At 60.0% G+C, this 19,715-nt stretch carries 11 protein-coding genes and 1 pseudogene; 5 read left to right on the top strand and 7 right to left on the bottom strand.

Annotation, left to right across the window (positions count from 1 at the left end; all coding sequences use genetic code 11):
• Positions 1 to 192: 192 nt before the first annotated feature.
• On the top strand, positions 193 to 963 hold the full coding sequence (locus JIO00_RS02175) for a ParA family protein (RefSeq protein ID WP_010464357.1): 771 nt from the start codon (positions 193 to 195) through the stop codon (positions 961 to 963).
• Positions 964 to 1,089: 126 nt separating this feature from the next.
• Here the strand turns inward: JIO00_RS02175 and trxC are convergent, their stop codons facing one another.
• The 5 genes from trxC to JIO00_RS02200 all read right to left on the bottom strand — a co-directional run bounded on the left by trxC (position 1,090) and on the right by JIO00_RS02200 (position 10,346).
• Complete coding sequence (gene trxC, locus JIO00_RS02180; protein ID WP_010464355.1) at positions 1,090 to 1,524, bottom strand: thioredoxin TrxC; 435 nt, start codon at positions 1,522 to 1,524, stop codon at positions 1,090 to 1,092.
• Between the two features lie 270 nt (positions 1,525 to 1,794).
• Positions 1,795 to 3,258, bottom strand: coding sequence for a protein adenylyltransferase SelO (gene selO, locus JIO00_RS02185; RefSeq protein ID WP_200667525.1), 1,464 nt, complete (start codon positions 3,256 to 3,258; stop codon positions 1,795 to 1,797).
• 48 nt (positions 3,259 to 3,306) lie between these two features.
• Entirely contained in the window at positions 3,307 to 6,657 is a 3,351-nt protein-coding gene (gene mscK / locus JIO00_RS02190) for a mechanosensitive channel MscK (RefSeq protein ID WP_010464350.1), read from the bottom strand.
• Positions 6,658 to 6,691: 34 nt separating this feature from the next.
• On the bottom strand, positions 6,692 to 8,434 hold the full coding sequence (locus JIO00_RS02195) for a potassium/proton antiporter (RefSeq protein ID WP_010464348.1): 1,743 nt from the start codon (positions 8,432 to 8,434) through the stop codon (positions 6,692 to 6,694).
• 286 nt (positions 8,435 to 8,720) lie between these two features.
• Positions 8,721 to 10,346 carry a methyl-accepting chemotaxis protein gene (locus JIO00_RS02200; protein ID WP_200667526.1) on the bottom strand — a complete coding sequence of 542 codons (1,626 nt, stop codon included), beginning with the start codon at positions 10,344 to 10,346 and terminating at the stop codon, positions 8,721 to 8,723.
• Between the two features lie 274 nt (positions 10,347 to 10,620).
• Between JIO00_RS02200 and JIO00_RS02205 the strand changes: the two genes are divergently transcribed.
• From JIO00_RS02205 to JIO00_RS30065, 4 genes and pseudogenes are all read left to right on the top strand, one after another.
• Complete coding sequence (locus JIO00_RS02205; protein ID WP_010464345.1) at positions 10,621 to 10,851, top strand: hypothetical protein; 231 nt, start codon at positions 10,621 to 10,623, stop codon at positions 10,849 to 10,851.
• Positions 10,848 to 11,150: a cell division protein ZapA gene (locus JIO00_RS02210; RefSeq protein ID WP_010464343.1), complete on the top strand. Its 303-nt coding sequence runs from the start codon at positions 10,848 to 10,850 to the stop codon at positions 11,148 to 11,150. Before JIO00_RS02205 ends, JIO00_RS02210 begins: the two co-directional genes overlap by 4 nt.
• Positions 11,151 to 11,412: 262 nt before the next feature.
• Positions 11,413 to 12,276, top strand: a pseudogene (locus JIO00_RS30060) (cache domain-containing protein); the annotation flags it as partial.
• A gap of 204 nt (positions 12,277 to 12,480) precedes the next feature.
• Positions 12,481 to 13,188, top strand: coding sequence for a methyl-accepting chemotaxis protein (locus JIO00_RS30065; protein ID WP_409201929.1), 708 nt, complete (start codon positions 12,481 to 12,483; stop codon positions 13,186 to 13,188).
• A gap of 125 nt (positions 13,189 to 13,313) precedes the next feature.
• On the opposite strand, the gene JIO00_RS02220 is transcribed toward JIO00_RS30065, so the two are convergent.
• Both JIO00_RS02220 and putA read right to left on the bottom strand, forming a co-directional pair.
• Positions 13,314 to 15,116 carry an acyl-CoA dehydrogenase gene (locus JIO00_RS02220; protein ID WP_200667528.1) on the bottom strand — a complete coding sequence of 601 codons (1,803 nt, stop codon included), beginning with the start codon at positions 15,114 to 15,116 and terminating at the stop codon, positions 13,314 to 13,316.
• A 258-nt stretch (positions 15,117 to 15,374) separates the two neighbouring features.
• On the bottom strand, positions 15,375 to 19,325 hold the full coding sequence (putA, locus tag JIO00_RS02225; RefSeq protein WP_200667529.1) for a trifunctional transcriptional regulator/proline dehydrogenase/L-glutamate gamma-semialdehyde dehydrogenase: 3,951 nt from the start codon (positions 19,323 to 19,325) through the stop codon (positions 15,375 to 15,377).
• Between the last annotated feature and the right edge of the window lie 390 nt (positions 19,326 to 19,715).

Consider the following 19,715-nt stretch of genomic DNA (forward strand, 5'->3'; position numbering starts at 1 on the left):
AAGCTGTCGTTTGGCCATTATCCACATCGGGGTGATCATGTCTGTCAGCTCTGTCGGTAATCAGTGGCGGGGTTGGCGGCTTTTTTATTAAGAGATTGCCGCTGACTGTGTAGTCCCCATGCCAGCGAGGTAGCTAAGCAGTGTCGTGGACTACTACACTCGGTCATTCTTTGATACACGGAGGTTTTTGACATGCGGCGCGTGGTGTTCAATCAGAAAGGTGGCGTGGGCAAATCCAGCATTGCCTGCAATCTGGCGGCGGTCAGTGCCAGCGAGGGTTATCGCACCCTGTTGGTGGATCTCGATGCCCAGGCCAACTCCACTCAGTACCTGACAGGCCTTACCGGTGATGACATCCCGATGGGCATCGCCGACTTCTTCAAGCAGACCCTGTCCTCAGGACCGTTCTCGAAGAAAAACAAGGTCGACATCTACGAAACGCCGTTCGAAAACCTCCATGTCATTACCGCGACCGCCGAGTTGGCTGACCTGCAGCCCAAACTTGAGGCCAAACACAAGATCAACAAGCTGCGCAAACTGCTTGAGGAACTGGGGGAAGATTACGACCGCATCTACCTTGATACCCCGCCTGCGCTGAACTTCTATGCGGTATCGGCATTGATCGCCGCTGACCGGGTGCTGATCCCCTTCGATTGCGACAGCTTCTCGCGCCAGGCGCTGTACGGTCTGCTGGCGGAAATCGAAGAGTTGAAGGACGACCACAACGAAGGCCTGGAGGTTGAAGGCATCGTGGTCAATCAGTTCCAGGCCCGTGCCAGCCTGCCGCAGCAAATTCTCGACGAGCTGATCGCCGAAGGATTGCCGGTGCTGCCGGTGTACCTGACCAGCTCGGTGCGCATGCGCGAATCCCACCAGGCCAATACGCCGCTGATTCACCTCGACCCACGGCACAAGTTGACGCAGCAATTCGTCGAGCTGCACAACCTGCTCGAAAACGCCTGACAGTCCCCTGTAGGAGCGAGGCTTGCCCGCGAAGAGGGCATAACATTCAACACTGCAGTTGACTGCCAGATCGTCTTCGCGGGCAAGCCTCGCTCCTACAGTTGCGGGGTGATGACGAGATCTCGTTCAGATCCCCTGGCTACGCAACCAGCTCATCAACTGCGGTAACGGAAACGCCCCGCTCTGACGCGCCACTTCCCGGCCGTTCTTGAACAGGATCAGACTCGGAATCGAGCGAATCCCCAACTGCGCCGACAATTGCTGATTCGCCTCGCTGTCCAGCTTGGCCAGCCGACACTTACCCGCCAATTGCCCCGCCGCCTGCTCGAACACCGGCGCAAACGACTTGCACGGCCCACACCACTGCGCCCACACGTCCACCAGCAGCGGCAGATCACCCTTGATCTGACTGGCGTAATCGCCTTGCTTCAATTCGAACGGCTTGCTCAGCAGGACCTGGGCCTTGCAGCGGCCGCACTTTGGATGGTCGTTGAGGCGTTCGGCGGGGATGCGGTTGAGGCCGTTGCAGTGGGGGCAGGGGATGAGGAGTGGGTCGGTCATGGTCGGAGCTCTGAATGTTTGGGCTGTCTAAAACTGATTTGGAGTCGCACGCTACGTTTATCAAGACAACACAACCGGGCAGGCACGGTGATGCTCACGTATTCGGGAGAAACAAACGGTGTCGCGGTTTGTAATCAGGTACGTAGTTTTGATATTGAGCAGCGTGTGCGCGACGGCTCAGCCAGGTTCATTGAGCGACTTGATGACGTTACGATGGCAGACATCGTTGCTCGCGTCGTCAGTGCCATTGATCCCCTGGACTGACCAACATCACGACGAACAACTGATCTCCAAATGCTTCCCCCACTCCGGCGGCCGCTCGGCGTAGCTTTCCATCCCCGCTTGCTCGTCGAACGGATTACTCAGCACCGTATGCAGTCGCCGAACCTCTGAATAGTCGCCGCTCTCTGCCGCATCGATGGCTTTCTGCGCCAGATAGTTGCGCAGGATGTACAGCGGATTGACGGCATGCATCCGCTTGCGCCGCTGCTCCTGATCTATCTCGCCTTCGCGGACAACCCGGGCGACATACAGTTCGGCCCAGGCATCGAAGCCTTTGATGTCGACGAAGTCATCGCGCAAGCGGGCGACGGCCAATTCCGGTGATTCATCCCCCAGGCGACGGAAGAACAAGGTGTAATCGACGCCGCTGTTCTGCATCAGTTGCAGCAGGTGTTCCAGCAGTTTCTGGTCATCATCTTCAGCGGTGGTGAGGCCGAGGCGGCGGCGCATCAGGTCCAGGTAGTGGGCCTGGTACAGCGGCAGGTACAGGCCAAGGGTTTCGCGCAGGGCGTCGACGCTGATGAACGGCGTCAGTGCCTGGGCGAGGGCGCTGAGGTTCCACTGGCCGATCGGCACCTGGTTGCTGAAGGAATACCGGCCCTGATCATCCGAGTGATTGCAGATGAAATGGGCGTCGAAGTCGTCGAGAAAGGCGAACGGTCCGAAGTCGAAGGTGATGCCAAGGATCGACATGTTGTCGGTGTTCATCACGCCGTGGCAGAAGCCATACGCCTGCCATTTGGCGATCAGCTCGGCATTGCGCTCGACGATTTCGCGGAACATCGCCAAGTACGGTTCCGGTTGTTCCAGGCACTCGGGGAAATGCATGGCCAATACGTGCTCGCCGAGTTCTTTCTGCTTCTCGGGGCGTTTGGTGTAGTAGAAATATTCGAAATGCCCGAAACGCACATGGCTCGGCGCCAGGCGCAGGACCATGGCCGCGCGTTCCTGCTTCTCGCGCCACACCGGGGTGTCGGAGCCGATCACGCACAGGGCGCGGGTAGTCGGGATGTTCAGGGCATTCAGTGCTTCGGAGGCGAGAAACTCGCGGATCGACGAGCGCAGTACCGCACGTCCATCGCCCATGCGCGAAAAGGGTGTCTGACCGGCGCCCTTGAGGTGCAGGTCCCAGTGTTCGCCGGCCTCGTTGTAGACCTCGCCCAGCAACAAACCGCGACCGTCGCCCAGCTGTGGGTTGTAAGAACCGAACTGATGCCCGGAATAAACCATCGCCCGAGGCACCGCGTCGGCCCAGAGCTTGTGGCCGCTGAACAGCTCGGCGAACTCCCGGGTGTCGGCCACGGCCGGGTCGAGGTCGAGCAACGCCATGGCTGCTGGGCTGGCCACCACCAGGCGCGGGTTGTCGATGGGCTCGGGCAGCACATGGGCGGAAAACGTATCGCCCAGGCGGGCGAAGCGATTATCGAAGGTCAGTTCGTCGAGAGGTTTCAACGGCCATCTCCAGCAGAATGTCCGAGCATTCTGCTAGGGATAGGGCCGTTAGTCGAGTTTGGTGGGCGGCGGCTCTTGCGGCGCCTTGCTATCCACCAGCGGCGCGATGGTTTTGGACTCGGGATCGATCGGCACCATTTTATATTCCTGGCCTTGAAGGTTCTTGAGGTAAACCTCCATCTGCCGGAACGAGATGTTGATGTGCTGCTTCTTGAATTCGCGATTGATGAAGCGGTTGACCTCGTCCAGCACCGGGTTGCGGTCACCGAGGTCACGCACGTGCATGCGCAACTCGTGGTCGAGGGTGCTTTCACCGAAGTTCAGGAAGTACACGTGGGGTTCCGGGTCTTTCAGGACTCGCGGGTTATCGCGCGCGGCTTTGAGCAGCAGCTCTTTCACCAGGTCCAGGTCCGAACCGTAATCGACGCCGAGCTTGAGGGTCACCCGGGTAATGGTGTCGGTCAGGGACCAGTTGATCAATTGCCCGGTGATGAACGTCTTGTTCGGGACAATGATGTCTTTGCGGTCGAAGTCGGTGATGGTTGTGGCGCGGATACGGATCTTGCTGACCGTTCCCGACAGGTTGCCGATGGTGATGGTGTCGCCGATCCGCACCGGGCGTTCGAACAGAATCATGATGCCGGAGATGAAGTTGGCGAAGATCTCCTGCATGCCAAAGCCGAGGCCGACCGACAACGCCGCCACCAGCCATTGCAACTTGTCCCAGCTCACGCCGAGGGTGGACAGGGTCGAGACGAAACCGATGCCGGCGATCGCATAGGACAGCAACGTGGTCGTGGCATAGGCGCTGCCCTGCGCCAGGTTCAACTTCGACAGCACCAGCACTTCCAGCAGCCCCGGCAAGTTGCGCGCCAGAGCGAATGTGATGCCGATGATGATCAGCGCGCCGAGCATGTCGCCGATGCTGATCGGCACCATGCTCATATTGGCGCCGGTGCCGCTGGTGTATTCGTAGAGGGTGACGTTGTCCAGGTACGAAAACACCGAAATCAGATCGGACCAGACCCAATACAGCGCCGCGATGAATCCGCCCAGCAGTGCCAGGCGAATCAGGCGCAGGGACTGTTCGTTGACCTTCTCGATGTCCAGCGTCGGCTCTTCGATCACCGCTTCGCCGTCGCCGGCCTCTTTCGCCGCCTGGCGTTTGGCCAGGGCGCGTTGGTAGGCCAGGCGTCGTGCCGCCACGCTGAGGCCACGAACGAACGTGGCTTCGATGACCAGCCAGAACATCAGCAGGTAAAGGGTGTTGATCAACCGGTCGCTGAGCTTCAGCGCGGTGTAGTAGTAGCCGAAGCACACCGCCACGAACAATGCCACGGGCAGGATGGTAAACAGGACCCCGACTGCTTTGCGGAACAGCGAAGCGTTCTGGTGCGTCGGGCTGCTGACCAGCAGGCGGCTGAGCAGCCAGGCCATCAAGGCGTAGCAGGTCAGCACCACGGGCATGCCGAGCACGTCATCCGCCAGCGTCGAGGGTTGCAGTTCGGCGACCGCCACCACGGCGACCAATGCCATCACCACCAACCCGAGTCGGCGGACCCAGCCCTGAAGGAATTCGACCTGGGGCTTTTCCCAGCGGAAATGCAGTTCAGCCACGCCGCCCGGCGCGAGAATCCGGTAAGCGGTGTAGAACACCAGCCAGGCCTGGGCCATTTGCAGCAGCGCCGCGCCCATGTTGGCGTTCTGCCCGCGGGCGTCGATCTGCAGGGCCAGGCCGCACAAGGCCAGGCCCAGCGAGACCGGCATCGCCAGCAGAATATTGATCAAGATGGCCTGCGGCGTGTGCCATTGGCTGTCACGCTTGAAGTGGCCGATGTCCTGGTGAACTTTGCTCAGTCGGGCGTACAGGCTTTTACGCCGCCACAGCAGGGCGCCGATCAGCAACACCAGGGGCAGGAACAACAACGGCCGCTGGATCAGGCCATCGCTCAATTCGCTCAGGCTGGAAGCCCACGGCAGCGTGGTGACCTGCCGTTGCAAACGCTCCGGTACGCCGTGCATCCATTCCAGATCCAGCGGCTTGTTGCTGGGGATCCAGAACATCTGCTCATCGAGCGTCGCCCGCAGGCTTTGCGTGGTACTGAGCAGTTGCTTCTGGTTGAGTTGCAGGGTGATGGATTGGTTGAGCACCGCGCTCAGTTCGCGGTTGAGGCGCTCCAGCAGGTCTGCGCGGGTGGTGGCCAGCTCCAGCAGGCTCTTGCGCAGCTGCGGGGTGACTTGCTCCGGCGGTTGGGTCGCCAACAGATTGTCAACGTAGGTTGCCGGGTTGTTGAGCAGCTCCCGTTGCTGGCTGACTTCGAATTGAAACAGGCGAATGTCGGCGATCTGGTCAGCGAGGTCGCGGTCGAGCTTGAGGCGCGGCAGGGCCGCCTTCTGTTTGTAGAGAATCTTGGAGAGCAGCAGGCTGCCCTTGAGTACGCTGATCTGCTCGTCCAGGGCCGAATCGCTTTGGGTCACGCTGTCCAGTTGCTGCTTGGTTTGCAGGTTTTGCTGGGTGATTGCGTTGAGGCGGTCGGTGTTTTTGAGCAGGTAGTCAGAGAGTTTCAGGTTCGCCGCGCTTTCGGTGGCCAGCAAGCTGCTGCTGCCGGATTTCTGCGCTTCGATGGATTGTTGGGTCACCGCCTCTTGGGAGTGGGCCAGGCGCTTCTGATTGATCAGGGTCTGCAACTCCTGGATTTCCTGATCCAGGCGATCGGTTTTTTCCGTGAGCAAATCATGCTGGCTGTTGCCCAGGTCCTGCAACTGGCTGTTACCGGCCAGTTCCTCGCGGCGCAGCGGGATCAAGGCATTCAGTGCCGCAAGCTCGGCGTTGAGCTGGTCACGCTGTTCGCCGCTCAAGGCTTTGCCGTTGTCTTTGCCGGCCTTGAGAATGTTGTTGATCTGCTGGATGCGCGTCTGGCTGGTGGAAATTTCAGCCTGGGCGCGCTCGGGTCGTGTCTGGGCGGTAATCACCAGACTGTTGGCGTCGGCCAGTGCTTTCTGCAGATCGCTTTGCTGGGTCGAACGCTCGGTGAGCACTTGCTCGAGCTGCTGGACCGACTGGTTGGCGTAGCGCTGCGCAACTGGCTGTGCCTTGCTGGCTTTCAGCCGCGCCAATTCCCGCTGGTTCTCGATGTTCTGCTTGGGAGCGGTGGCCAGTTGCTGCTTCAGATCGATCAATTTCTGATCGTAATCGCGCTTGTTATTGAGCTGAGTCAGCGTGTTTTGCAGGATGCCCTGCAACGCTTTTTGATCCGCTTCCGGCAGTTTGCGATCGGCGATCTTGTCCAGACTCGCCTGCACGGCTTCGCTGGTCGGCGGTCCAGCCGCTTGCAACGTACCGACAGAAAGACTCAAGCCCAACAGGGCCATGATGAAAAAAGTGCGCAGGGTTGGCATAGAGACCGATCGAAAACGAGACGAAGGTTGGAGTTTAGAGGAACAAGCCCGGGCCGGGGCGACTTCCTTCGGGGAATCTGACGCCCACTTTGCCGATCTTGTTCCCTTCCATGACCGCAACGGTCCAGATGGTGTTGTTCCACTCCACCTGGTCACCGACGACGGGAGCACCGCCGACTTTCTGGGCAATGAATCGACCCAGGGACATGTCTGGATCGATGCCTTCGACTTTCAACCCGTACAGTGCCGCAACCGCGGCCAGCTGGGCGTCTCCTTCGAGCACGAAGTCGCCGAAGAAGCGCAAATCGAGGCCGCGCTGCGGTGCCTGACTGAAGAGCTTTCCGAGGGCTGGAAGATTGTGCTCGTGGCCGATAACGCACAGCAAATCATCGACTTCGAGCACCGTACTACCCGACGGATGGAGCAGTTGCTGACCACGAAACAGAGCGGCGATACGCGTGCCGTCGGGCATTTTCAGCTCGCGAAGGGGCGAACCGATGCACCATTTCTCGGCGCCGAGGCGATAAACGAACAACTCCCACTCGCTGGTAACGTGCACTTCCAGCGCTGCGCGCGAGATCGGTGCCGGCTCCGGCGGAACGGTCACTTTCAAAAGTTTCGCCACCCACGGCAGGCTCGTGCCCTGCACCAGCAGCGACACCAGCACGATAAAGAAGGCAAGGTTGAAGTAGAGCTGGGCATCCGGCAGGCCGGCCATCAGCGGGAACACCGCCAGAATGATCGGGACCGCGCCGCGTAGGCCGACCCAGGAAATAAACGCCTTCTCGCGGCCATGGAACGCCTTGAACGGCAGCAGGCCGACCAGCACCGACAGCGGCCGTGCAAACAGAATCATCCACAGCGCCAGACCCAGCGCGGGCAGGGCGATCGGCAACAGGTCATGCGGCGTCACCAGCAGCCCCAGCACCAGGAACATGCCGATCTGTGCCAACCAGGCCATGCCATCGAGCATGTGGAGAATGCCGTGGCGGCTGCGCACCGGACGATTGCCGATCACCAGGCCGCAGAGGTAAACCGCCAGGAAGCCACTGCCATGCAAGGCGTTGGTCAGGGCGAAGACGGCCAGGCCGCCGGCAATCACCAGAATGGGGTAGAGGCCGTTGGCGAGGTTGATCCGGTTGACCAATTGCAGCATGACCCAGCCACCGCCGAGGCCGATCACGGCCCCGATGCCGAATTCACGCACGAAATGCCCGAGCAGGCTCCAATGCAGGCCCGTCTGGCCGCTGGCGAGCATGTCGATCAGGGTGACGGTGAGAAACACCGCCATCGGGTCGTTGCTGCCGGATTCGATTTCGAGGCTGGCAGTCACCCGTTCGTTCAGGCCTTTACCGCCCAGCAGCGAGAACACTGCCGCGGCGTCGGTCGAGCCGACGATGGCACCGATCAGCAAACCCTGGATCATGTTCAGGTTGAACAGCCAGGCGGCGGCCATGCCGGTCAGCGCGGTGGTGATCAACACCCCGACCGTGGCCAGCGACAACGCCGGCCACAACGCCACGCGAAAGCTGGATACGCGGGTGCGCAAACCGCCATCGAGCAGGATCACCGCGAGGGCGAGGTTGCCGACCAGATAAGCCGTGGGGTAGTTATCAAAGATAATGCCGCCGCCGTCGACGCCGGCGGCCATGCCCACGGCGAGGATGATCACCAGAATCGGGATGCCGAGACGCGAGGAAAGTGAACTCACCAGAATGCTCGCACCTACCAGCAACGCGCCGATCAAGAACAGGCTGTTGATGGTCGTCGCATTCAAAGGCAGTACTCCAGAAAGCTGAAAGGCGGGCACAAACTGACCATGCAGTCTGCGTGCCAGCGATTCTAACCTGTTGAAATGTGATGCTGTCAAAAAGCTTTTGCAGCAGCGACAACGTCACCCGGATTGAGCATGATCCCTGTGGCGAGGGAGCTTGCTCCCGTTGGATCGCGCAGCGACCCCGAAGAGGCGGCGCGGTGAATCAGATTCAACGCGCAGGCTGATTGGCGACTGCTTCGCAGCCGAACGGGAGCAAACTCCCTCGCCACAGAGAAGGTGTCGGCGGTTAGAGGCTGAACCGCCCAACCATGTTGTTCAGGTCCAGCGCCAATCGCGACAACTCATTGCTCGCCGCACTCGTCTGATTCGCCCCGGTCGCCGATTGCACCGACAAATCACGGATATTCACCAGGTTGCGATCCACTTCACGGGCGACCTGCGCCTGTTCTTCGGCCGCGCTGGCGATTACCAGGTTGCGCTCGTTGATCTCGACAATGGCACTGTTGATCGTATCCAGCGAAAGACCTGCACCGCGGGCGATGTTCAAGGTCGATTCAGCACGTTCGGTGCTGTTGCGCATCGAGTTCACCGCATGTTCGGTGCCGCTCTGAATGCTGCCGATCATGCGTTCGATCTCGCTGGTCGACTGCTGAGTACGATGCGCCAGTGCACGCACCTCATCCGCCACCACTGCGAAGCCACGTCCGGCTTCACCGGCACGCGCGGCTTCAATCGCTGCGTTCAACGCCAGCAGGTTGGTCTGGTCAGCCAGTCCACGGATCACGTCCAGCACCTTGCCGATGTCACGGGACTCGTTGGCCAGATCACCAATCAAGGTCGCGGTGCTCTGCACATCGGCGCTCATGCGCTCGATGGCGCTGACGGTTTCCTGCACCAGGTCACGGCCGTCACCGGCCGAGGTGGTGGCGTTCTTCGAGGCTTCGGACGTGCTCACGGCGTTACGCGCGACTTCTTCCACGGCGCTGGTCATTTCATTGACAGCGGTGGCGGCCTGTTCGATTTCGTTGTTCTGCTGGGTCAGACCACGGGCGCTTTCGTCGGTGACGCTGTTCAGCTCTTCAGCGGCGGACGCCAGTTGCGTGGCCGAGCCGGAAATCCGCTGTAGGGTGTCACGCAGCTTCTCCTGCATCTTCGACATGGCCAGCAGCAAGCGGCCGGCTTCGTCATCGCCATCGACATGAATCGGGCGAGTCAGGTTGCCTTCGGCGATTTCTTCGGCCGCGCTCAAGGCGTTGGCAATCGGTTTGGTGATGCTGTTGGTCAGGAGCCAGGCGAACAGCAAGGTCAGGCCGCTGGCAATGACCAACAAGGTGATGACCAGGTTGAGCGACGTTGAATACTGTTCGCCGGCCCGGGTGTCGGTGACTTCGATCTGTTGCGTATTGATCTCGAGCAACTTGCCCAGTGCCGCGTTGACGGCCTCGGAGTTGGAGAGCAATTCGCTATTGAGCATTGTGCGCAGTTCATCGACCTGATTGTTGCGCGAGAGGGTCTTCATGCGGTCTTCAAGTTGGCGGTATTGCGCCAGCAACTGCACGTACTGATCGTAGGCGGCACGCTCTTGCGGGCCCTCGATCAGCGGTTCGTAGACTTTCTGCGCGTCACGAATCTGCTGATTACGCAGATCGAACAGCTCGAAGGTTTTCTGCTGCACGTCTGGTTCGCGGTTCACCAGCAAGCGGTAGGACAGCACCCGCAGGCGCAGGGTCAGTTGAGTGAATTCGTCCAGGCTTTTGATGCTCGGCACGCTCATGGAGGCAATGTCTTCGCCGGCGCCGCGAATCTTGCTCATCTGGTTCAAGGCAAACACCCCCAGAACCAGCATCAAACCGCCAATCAGGGCGAAACCGAGGAACGCCCGCGGTGCGATATTCATATTACGAAGGGACATGGTGTTTACCAAAGTGAGCGCACCCGTGCGGCGCTGAAGCTGACGTATGGGTGACTTATCGGTCATACGACTAAAGTCTTGAGGGCCTGCGCGTTTTTGTCGCACAACCGCTCCGGCGACGAAGTGCAGGAACCAGATTCGCCAATCACAGTCTTTAAAGCTCGCGAGGAAGGTCGCCCGCCAGGAAAATCAAGGCCTTGCGTCCCAATAACCCTGGCATCGGTGGTGACTTTTCTTTATCGTACGCGCCCTTTGAAATGCTTGGAAAATCAAAATGTTGGAAGCATCCCTTAGTCAATTGGAACAGCTGGTCAGCGACCTGGTGCAACAGAACCAGACCCTGCTCGCCACCAACCAGACCCTGAGCACAGAACTGGCCCAGGCCAAGGATGAAAACGAAAGTCTGCAACTGAACCTGATGGAACAGGAAGAGAAACAAGGGGCCACCGCAGCCCGCATCCAGGCCCTGGTTGAGCGCGTCAGCGCCGGCCCGGTCAGCGCATGAATCACGGCGCCGCAGGGGTAAAAGTCGTCTCGATCCTGGGGGAGGACTATTCGATCAAGGCGCCGGCCGGGGAAGAGCAAACCCTGCTGGACGCCGCGATGATGTTGAAAGCTGCCTTGGCCGACACCAAAAGGAAGTACCCGACACTGATCGGTGACCGACTGCTGGTATTGGCTGCGATGAATCTGTGTTCCCAGCAGATCGAAATGCAAAAGCAGCACAAGCAGGAACTCGACCGTTACCAAGAGCAAGTCAGCGCCACGGTTGAAGTGATCTCCAAGACGATCAATCAAGCCTGATCGACTTTGCGCACAACCAAAGAATAGATTGTCGTTTGAGTTGTATACAATCGGCACGGCTGTTGCAGTGTTTCAGCCTCTTATTCTTTGGGGGTGCTCCATGCAGTTCTGGCGACGCAGTATTCAATGGCAGTTGATCCTCAGTATGGGCACCGCCCTGCTGGTCAGCATCCTGATCGTGGTTGGCATTTATACCCTCGTGGTCAACCGCCTTGCCCAGAGCTATCTGGTCGAACAGGCACTGCCTTCCAGCATCGAAGCGATGCGCAACGACATCGAACGAATCCTCGTCCAACCCCTCACCGCCGCCAAGGACATCGCCAGCAACAGCATGGTGCGCGACTGGTTGGCCGGGGGTGAAAACAGTGCCCAGACTGCCGCGTTCGTCCAGTATCTGGAAGGCATCCGTGCCGAACACAAAGCCTTTACCGCGCTGATCGTCGGCACGGCTTCAAACCATTACTTCACTGAAAAAGGCCTGGACCGGACCCTCAGTCGTACCAACCCCAAGGACGCCTGGTTCTACGCGTTCCTCGACAGTAACCAGCCACGCACCCTCAATATCGACAATGACACCGCGACCGGAGAATTGGCGCTGTTCATCGACCTCAAGGTCGAGCAGGCCGGTAAAGTCGTGGGCGTTGCCGGGCTTGGGTTGAGCATGAAAGAGCTGTCGGAGCTGATTCACAATTTCAACTTCGGTGAGCGCGGCAAGGTCTATCTCGTGCGTTCCGATGGTTTGATCCAGGTTCACCCTGAGGCGCAGTTCAGCGGCAAGCGCACGCTGGCCGAGCAAATCGGCGCGCCCGCCGCACAATCGGTCATGGGTCAAAAAGTTGCCACCAACAGCAGCTTTGTCCGCGATGGCGAAGATTATCTGGCGTTGAGCCTGCCGTTGCGGGATCTGGGCTGGACCCTGGTGGCCGAAGTGCCACAGTCGCAGATCTACGCCGAAGCCCGTCGCGCCATGTGGATGAGCAGCGGCATTGGTCTGGCGGTGGCGCTGGTGTGTCTGTTGCTTGTGGTATTACTGGCCCGTGGCCTGGTGCGACCGATCCGTCAGGTAACAGCGGCGCTGGTGGCCATTGGTAGCGGTGGTGGAGATTTGACCCACCGGTTAGATTCCAGCCGCGCCGATGAACTGGGTGACCTGGCGCGAGGCTTTAATCGATTCCTCGACAGTCAGCGCGAGATGATCGGTGAAGTGCTGACCACCAGCGAGCGTTTGCGCACGGCGGTCAGCCAAGTGGCGAAGGTCGTGGACAACACCGCCGATCGCTCCGGTCGTCAGCAGGATATGACCGACATGGTCGCCACCGCTGTTCATGAGATGGGCCTGACCGTGCAGGAAATCGCCCAGAACGCGGGTAACGCCGCGGTCGCTTCACAGAACGCTCGCGATGAAGCGATGCAGGCGCGGGAAGTGGTCGGTGGGTCGATCCGGCATATAGAAAGCATGTCCGACGAAATCGGCATCGCCGCCAGTGCCGTCGGCGAATTGGCCGATCAGGTCGCATCCATCGATCAGGTGCTGGCAGTGATTCGCGGAATTTCCGAGCAAACCAATTTACTGGCACTGAACGCGGCCATCGAAGCCGCACGGGCCGGAGACATGGGCCGTGGATTTGCGGTCGTGGCGGATGAAGTGCGCACGTTGGCGCGGCGCACGCAGTCGTCGACCGATGAGATCCAGCAGATGATCGGCAGCCTCAAGCAGGGCGCGGAGAATGCGGTTTCATCCATGCACTCCGGGCAGGCAGCAACAGGCACCGGCGTGGAATCGAGCCAGCGCACTGGCGCGTCGTTGACGGCGATTACCGGTCAGGTCGAGCGCATCAGCGACATGAACCATCAAGTGGCGACGGCCACGGAAGAGCAGTCGGCAGTGACGGAGGAGATCAACCGCAATGTGCAGGGCATTTCCGATTTGGCCCGGGCGACGGCGGGGGAAGTCAGGGCTTGTCGCGAAGACTGTCAGACATTGCAGCGCCTGGCGGATGATCTGGCGCGGCAGATGGGTGGGTTCAAGTTGAGCTGATAAATATGTTGTTTGTGCTGACGTCATCGCGAGCAGGCTCGCTCCCACATTGGATCTGTGAACACTTGACCCTGTGGGAGCGAGCCTGCTCGCGATTGGATTTCAGCAGCAGCAAAAAATTCTGATCAGAACCACTCATCCTGCATCATCAGGCAAACATCATCCCGAGCCTCAAGAATCGCCAGCTCATGGTGGCAACCCGGCACTTCCCAGGTCAGGAAATACCGCGCCGCCTGCAGCTTGCCTTTATAGAAGCTCACATCCGCCGCATTCCCCTTCGCCAACCCTTCCTCGGCGCGAATCGCCTGTTCCAGCCAGCGCCAGCCGATCACCGTGTGCCCGAACACTTTCAGGTACAGCGCCGAGTTCGCCAGGCTGCTGTTGACCTTGCCTTGGCCCAGATCCATCAGCAAGCCGATGGTCACCGCTTGCAGGCGCGCGACCAGCTTCTCCAGCGGTTCACGCAACGCAGTCAACGACTCATGTGCCTGCGAGCGTTCGGCAGTGTTGGCAATCAAGCGGATCAGCTGTTTGAGCCCTGCACCACCGTTCTGCGCCAGTTTGCGTCCCAGCAAATCCAGCGACTGAATACCGTGCGTGCCTTCATGGATCGGGTTCAAACGGTTGTCGCGGTAATACTGCTCCACCGGGTATTCGCGGGTGTAGCCGTGGCCGCCGAGAATCTGGATCGCCAGTTCGTTGGCCTTCAGGCAAAACTCCGAGGGCCAGGATTTGACGATGGGTGTCAGCAAATCCAGCAGTTCGTGCGCCTGTTTGCGCTGGTCTTCGGTCTCCAGCGTCGTGGTGTCATCGAACAGCCGCGCCGCATACAACCCAAGGTCGAACGAGCCTTCGACATAGGCTTTCTGCGTCAGCAGCATGCGCTTGACGTCGGCGTGCTGAATGATCGCCACTGGCGCGGTATTCGGATCCTTGCTGTCCGGCACGCGACCTTGCGGACGTTCGCGGGCGTACTCCAGGGAATACAGATACCCGGCATAACCGAGCATCACCGCGCCCATGCCGACGCCGATCCGCGCCTCGTTCATCATCTGGAACATGTAGCTCAAACCGTGGTGCGGCTTACCCACCAGGTAGCCGACGCACTCACCGTTATCGCCGAAGTTCAGCGCGGTGGAGGTGGTGCCGCGCCAGCCCATCTTGTGAAACAGGCCTGCCAGCAAGACGTCGTTGCGCTTGCCGAGGCTGCCGTCATCGTTGACCAGGAACTTGGGCACGATAAACAACGAAATCCCTTTCACCCCGGCCGGTGCATCCGGCAGTTTCGCCAGGACCATGTGCACGATGTTCTCCGAGAGCGGGTGATCGCCACCGGAGATGAAAATCTTGTTGCCCTTGAGTCGATAGGTGCCGTCAGACGCAGGCTCGGCGCGTGTACGAATATCCGACAGCGAAGAACCGGCGTGCGGTTCGGTCAGGGCCATGGTGCCGAAGAAACGACCGTCAATCATCGGTTGCAGGAAACGCTGCTTCTGCTCATCGGTGCCGAAGCTTTCAATCAGGTTCGCCGCGCCCATGGTCAGGAACGGGTACGAGGTCGATGCCGCGTTGGCCGACTGGAAATGCGCGAAGCAGGCCTGGGACAGCAGCGTAGGCAGTTGCATGCCGCCGGCGTCGAAGCTGCGCGCCGCGTTGAGGAAACCGGCTTCGAGAAACGCATCCACTGCCGGTTTCACTTCCGGAATCAGAATCGCCTGACCGTTCTCGTAGCGCGGCTCGTTCTCGTCGTTCTTGCGGTTGTGCGGCGCGAAGAACTTCTCGGCGATGCTTCGGGCCGTGCCGATGGCGGCATCGAAGGTTTCGCGGTTGTGCTCGGCGAAACGCTCACGCTGTGTCAGGCCCTCGGCATCGAGGACTTCGTACAGCTCGAAAGCCAGATTGCGGGAACTGAGCAGCGTCTCGGACATGGCGGCCTACCTTTTTTTGGAATGGACCGAGTCTAGGCGTGAGAATAAAAGCTGAACAGGATGATTGATGAGCGTGATGGTAGATCAGAGCACCGACTTACCAGACACCCCAAAACAACTGTAGGAGTGAGCCTGCTCGCGATAGCGGTGTGTCATCCAATAAATAGGTCGGATGACAGAGCGCTATCGCGAGCAGGCTCACTCCTACAGGATTTTGCATACCGGGCAGCCATTGCGGTTGCCCGGTTTTGTTGCGGTTTAGCCGATGGTCATCAAGCTGGCGTTACCACCCGCCGCAGCGGTGTTGACGCTCAACGCCCGCTCAATCACCAGACGCTCCAGCGCAATGCTGGTCTCGCCCTGCGACAGACCATGAACCCCGACAATCGCCCCGGCACGCTTGGCCACTTGCTGGCACACCGCACGCAGCTGGTCGGAATGGCCATGATGCAGAACCGCATCAAACACCACTTCGTCCTTGCTCCAGTCGGAAACAAGCTTGATTCGCGCCTGAACTTCCTTCGGCAGACGTGCGAACACCGCCTTGGTCAATTCAGCTTCCGGCCACACCGCCGAACCGCCGACAGCCAATACCGCCGCCAGCTGCGTCAGCAGATCGCCTTCGACTTCCGCCAGGCACAGCACGTGTTCACGCGGCAGGATGGCGTAGCTGTTGCGCTCGCCAGTCGGTCCCGCGAGGACACGGGTGATGCCGCTTTGCGACTGCGCCGCGAACTGCACACACAGCGTGCTCAGGTCTGCAAACGTGTTGCTGTCGGCCCACGCCTTCAGGGCGGTCAGTGGTTTGCTCATGGCATCACGCAAACGGACATCCGGTGCTGCGATGGCGTCGCCGCGAGCGAAGGATTGTTCGATGGCATCGGTAGGACGCGTCGACAGCAAACGGTACAGGTACAGCGGACCACCGGCCTTCGGGCCGGTGCCCGACAAGCCTTCGCCACCGAACGGCTGTACGCCAACCACGGCACCCACGATGTTGCGGTTCACGTAGACGTTACCGGCGTTGACGTTGTCGATCACCTTGGCGATGGTCTCGTCGATTCGGGTGTGCACACCCAAGGTCAGGCCATAACCCGAAGCGTTGATTTGACCGATCAGTTGATCGATGTCTTTGCGCTTGTAGCGAACCACGTGCAGCACCGGGCCGAAGATCTCCCGTTGCAGTTCGTCGAAGCTTTCCAGTTCGATCAGGGTCGGCATCACGAAGGTGCCGCGTTTGACTTCTTCGCTGTTGGCGATGGCCACCTGATACACGTTGCGACCTTTGTCGCGCATGGCCTGGATGTGCTTCTCGATGCCGGCCTTGGCTTCGGCGTCGATCACCGGGCCAATGTCCACGGACAGGCGCTCAGGGTTGCCGAGACGGCATTCAGCCATGGCGCCCTTGAGCATTTCGATCACACGGTCCGCGGAATCTTCCTGCAGGCACAGCACGCGCAGGGCCGAGCAACGTTGACCGGCGCTGTCGAAAGCCGACGACACCACATCGATCACCACCTGTTCGGTCAGTGCCGAAGAGTCGACGATCATCGCGTTCTGGCCACCGGTTTCGGCGATCAGCGGAATCGGACGACCCTGTGCATCCAGGCGACCGGCGACATTGCGTTGCAGCAAACGAGCGACTTCGGTGGAGCCGGTGAACATCACGCCTTTGACCCGATCGTCGCCGACCAGACGGGCGCCGACGGTTTCGCCACGGCCCGGCAGCAGTTGCAGCACACCTTCCGGAATCCCGGCTTCGAGCAGCAAACGCACGGCTTGAGCCGCTACCAGCGGGGTTTGTTCCGCAGGCTTGGCCAATACCGGGTTGCCTGCGGCCAGTGCAGCAGCTACCTGGCCACTGAAGATTGCCAGCGGGAAGTTCCACGGGCTGATGCAGACCACCGGACCCAATGGGCGGTGGGCGTCGTTGGTGAAATCGTTACGCGCCTGCACCGCGTAATAACGCAGGAAGTCCACGGCTTCACGCACTTCGGCGATGGCGTTGGCGAAGGTCTTGCCGGCTTCGCGAGCCAGCAAGCCCATCAGCGGCTGGATCTCGCCTTCCATCAAATCGGCGGCACGTTCCAGAATCGCAGCGCGTTCGGCGGGCGGAGTGGCCTGCCAGATCGGTGCAGCCTTCAGGGCGCACTGGATCGCGTTGTCGACGTCTTCGACGGTTGCTTCCTGTACGTGGCCGACGACGTCACGCAGATCCGACGGGTTCAGCACCGGAGCCGGGGTTTCAGTGCTGGACGCGCAACCTAGCATCGGCGCGGCTTTCCAGTGATTGTGAGCGGTGGCCAGCAAAGCACAGGACAGCGAAGCCAGACGATGTTCGTTGGCCATGTCGATGCCGCTGGAGTTGGCGCGCTCGGCACCATAAAGATCACGCGGCAGCGGGATACGCGGGTGCGGCAGGCCGAAGCCGCCTTCCAGCGTCGCCATCTGCTCGATGCTGGCCACTGGATCGGCCACCAGCTCCTGAATCGAAATGGATTGGTCGGCGATGCGGTTGACGAACGAAGTGTTCGCGCCGTTTTCCAGCAGACGACGCACCAGATACGCCAACAGCGTTTCGTGAGTACCGACCGGGGCGTACACGCGGCACGGGCGATTCAACTTGCCTTCGGAAACTTTGCCTACAACCTGTTCGTACAGCGGTTCACCCATGCCGTGCAGGCACTGGAACTCGTACTGACCCGGGTAATAGTTCTGACCGGCAATATGGTAAATAGCCGACAGGGTGTGGGCGTTGTGCGTGGCGAACTGCGGGTAGATGACTTCCGGCACCGACAGCAGCTTGCGTGCGCAAGCGATGTAGGAAACGTCGGTGTACACCTTGCGGGTGTAGACCGGATAGCCTTCCAGGCCCTCGACCTGGGCGCGCTTGATTTCGCTGTCCCAGTACGCGCCTTTTACCAGGCGGATCATCAGGCGATGACGGCTGCGACGAGCCAGGTCGATCACGTAGTCGATCACATACGGGCAACGCTTCTGATAAGCCTGGATCACGAAACCGATGCCGTTCCAGCCGGTCAGTTGTGGGTCGAAGCACAGGCGCTCCAGCAGATCCAGCGACAGTTCGAGGCGGTCGGCTTCTTCGGCGTCGATGTTCAGGCCGATGTCGTATTGCTTGGCCAGCAGGGTCAGCGACAGCAGGCGCGGGTACAACTCGTCCATCACGCGCTCGTACTGCGCACGGCTGTAACGCGGGTGCAGAGCCGAGAGCTTGATGGAAATGCCGGGACCTTCATAAATCCCACGACCGTGGGAGGCTTTGCCGATCGAGTGTATGGCTTGTTCGTACGAGGCCAGGTATTTCTGGGCATCGTGCTCGGTGAGTGCGGCTTCACCCAGCATGTCGTAGGAATAGCGGAAACCCTTGGCTTCGAACTTGCTCGCATTGGCCAGGGCTTCGGCGATGGTTTCGCCGGTGACGAACTGCTCGCCCATCAGGCGCATGGCCATGTCGACGCCCTTGCGGATCATCGGCTCGCCGCTCTTGCCGATGATGCGGCTCAAGGAGGAAGTCAGGCCCGCTTCATTGTGGGTGGCGACCAGTTTGCCGGTCAGCAACAAGCCCCAGGTCGCGGCGTTGACGAACAGCGACGGGCTGTTGCCCAAGTGCGGGTGCCAGTTGCCGGTGCTGATCTTGTCGCGGATCAGCGCGTCACGGGTGCCTTTGTCCGGGATGCGCAGCAGCGCTTCGGCGAGGCACATCAGCGCGACGCCTTCCTGGGACGACAGGGAAAATTCCTGCAACAGACCCTGAACAATTCCGGCACGGCCGCCGGCGCTCTTCTGATTGCGCAGTTTTTCGGCGATCGAGGAGGCGAGCTTGTTAGTGGCTTCGGCCATCGCCGCCGGCAGACGCGCCTGCTCGATCAGCATCGGCACCACTTCAGGTTCCGGGCGACGGTAAGCGGCAGTGATCGAGGCGCGCAGCACCGATTGCGGCAGGATGCTTTCGGCAAATTCGAGGAAGCACTGGTGGGCGTGATCCAGAGGCGCATCGACGGCTTCGTCGGAATCCTTGGTCAAACCGCTCAGCTCGGTCAGGGTTGCACCACCCTCGAGTTTTTCCAGGTAATTGAAAATTGCCTGCTTGATCAGCCAGTGCGGCGTGCGATCAATCGAGGTCGCGGCCGCCTTGAGGCGCTCGCGGGTCGGGTCGTCAAGTTTGACCCCAAGGGTGGTGGTAGCCATATTTTTATCCTCATGTTTGCCACGACCGCGTGGCATCAGCTGGCCGCAAGATTAGCTGGGCAACCTTTGAGGTGCAACCGGGTGCAACCCTTTTTTTGTCGGAATAATAAGCAGCTCGTCAGGAAATAAATTCCGGAACGAACGTACCGCGCTGACTTGGTGCTTTTCATTCTAGTAAACCGTCAGGACTGCCCTAAAAGGGAGCAAAAACAGGGGTTTTTCAGGTAAATCCGACTAGGTGCAACTTATTCTCGAAAAATGGGTTGCACCTTATTTGCTTTGTTGAATAGCATTCGCGGCCAAGGTGCAACCGGTCATAAAAGATTGGTGTACCGGCTGATGGCTTTCCTGGGGAAACATCAGTCATAAATGCGCGGGACCTGAAATCGT

It is taken from the genome of Pseudomonas sp. SW-3 (assembly GCF_016615645.1).
Classification (GTDB): Bacteria; Pseudomonadota; Gammaproteobacteria; order Pseudomonadales; family Pseudomonadaceae; genus Aquipseudomonas; species Aquipseudomonas mandelii.

What these genes read in the sequence shown, in the direction of transcription:
- JIO00_RS02175 (WP_010464357.1), top strand. Translation starts at nt 193, where the DNA reads ATGCGGCGCGTGGTGTTCAATCAGAAAGGTGGCGTGGGCAAATCCAGC.
- trxC (WP_010464355.1), bottom strand. Translation starts at nt 1,524, where the DNA reads ATGACCGACCCACTCCTCATCCCCTGCCCCCACTGCAACGGCCTCAAC.
- mscK (WP_010464350.1), bottom strand. Translation starts at nt 6,657, where the DNA reads ATGCCAACCCTGCGCACTTTTTTCATCATGGCCCTGTTGGGCTTGAGT.
- JIO00_RS02200 (WP_200667526.1), bottom strand. Translation starts at nt 10,346, where the DNA reads ATGTCCCTTCGTAATATGAATATCGCACCGCGGGCGTTCCTCGGTTTC.
- JIO00_RS02205 (WP_010464345.1), top strand. Translation starts at nt 10,621, where the DNA reads ATGTTGGAAGCATCCCTTAGTCAATTGGAACAGCTGGTCAGCGACCTG.
- JIO00_RS02210 (WP_010464343.1), top strand. Translation starts at nt 10,848, where the DNA reads ATGAATCACGGCGCCGCAGGGGTAAAAGTCGTCTCGATCCTGGGGGAG.
- JIO00_RS30065 (WP_409201929.1), top strand. Translation starts at nt 12,481, where the DNA reads ATGGGCCTGACCGTGCAGGAAATCGCCCAGAACGCGGGTAACGCCGCG.
- JIO00_RS02220 (WP_200667528.1), bottom strand. Translation starts at nt 15,116, where the DNA reads ATGTCCGAGACGCTGCTCAGTTCCCGCAATCTGGCTTTCGAGCTGTAC.
- putA (WP_200667529.1), bottom strand. Translation starts at nt 19,325, where the DNA reads ATGGCTACCACCACCCTTGGGGTCAAACTTGACGACCCGACCCGCGAG.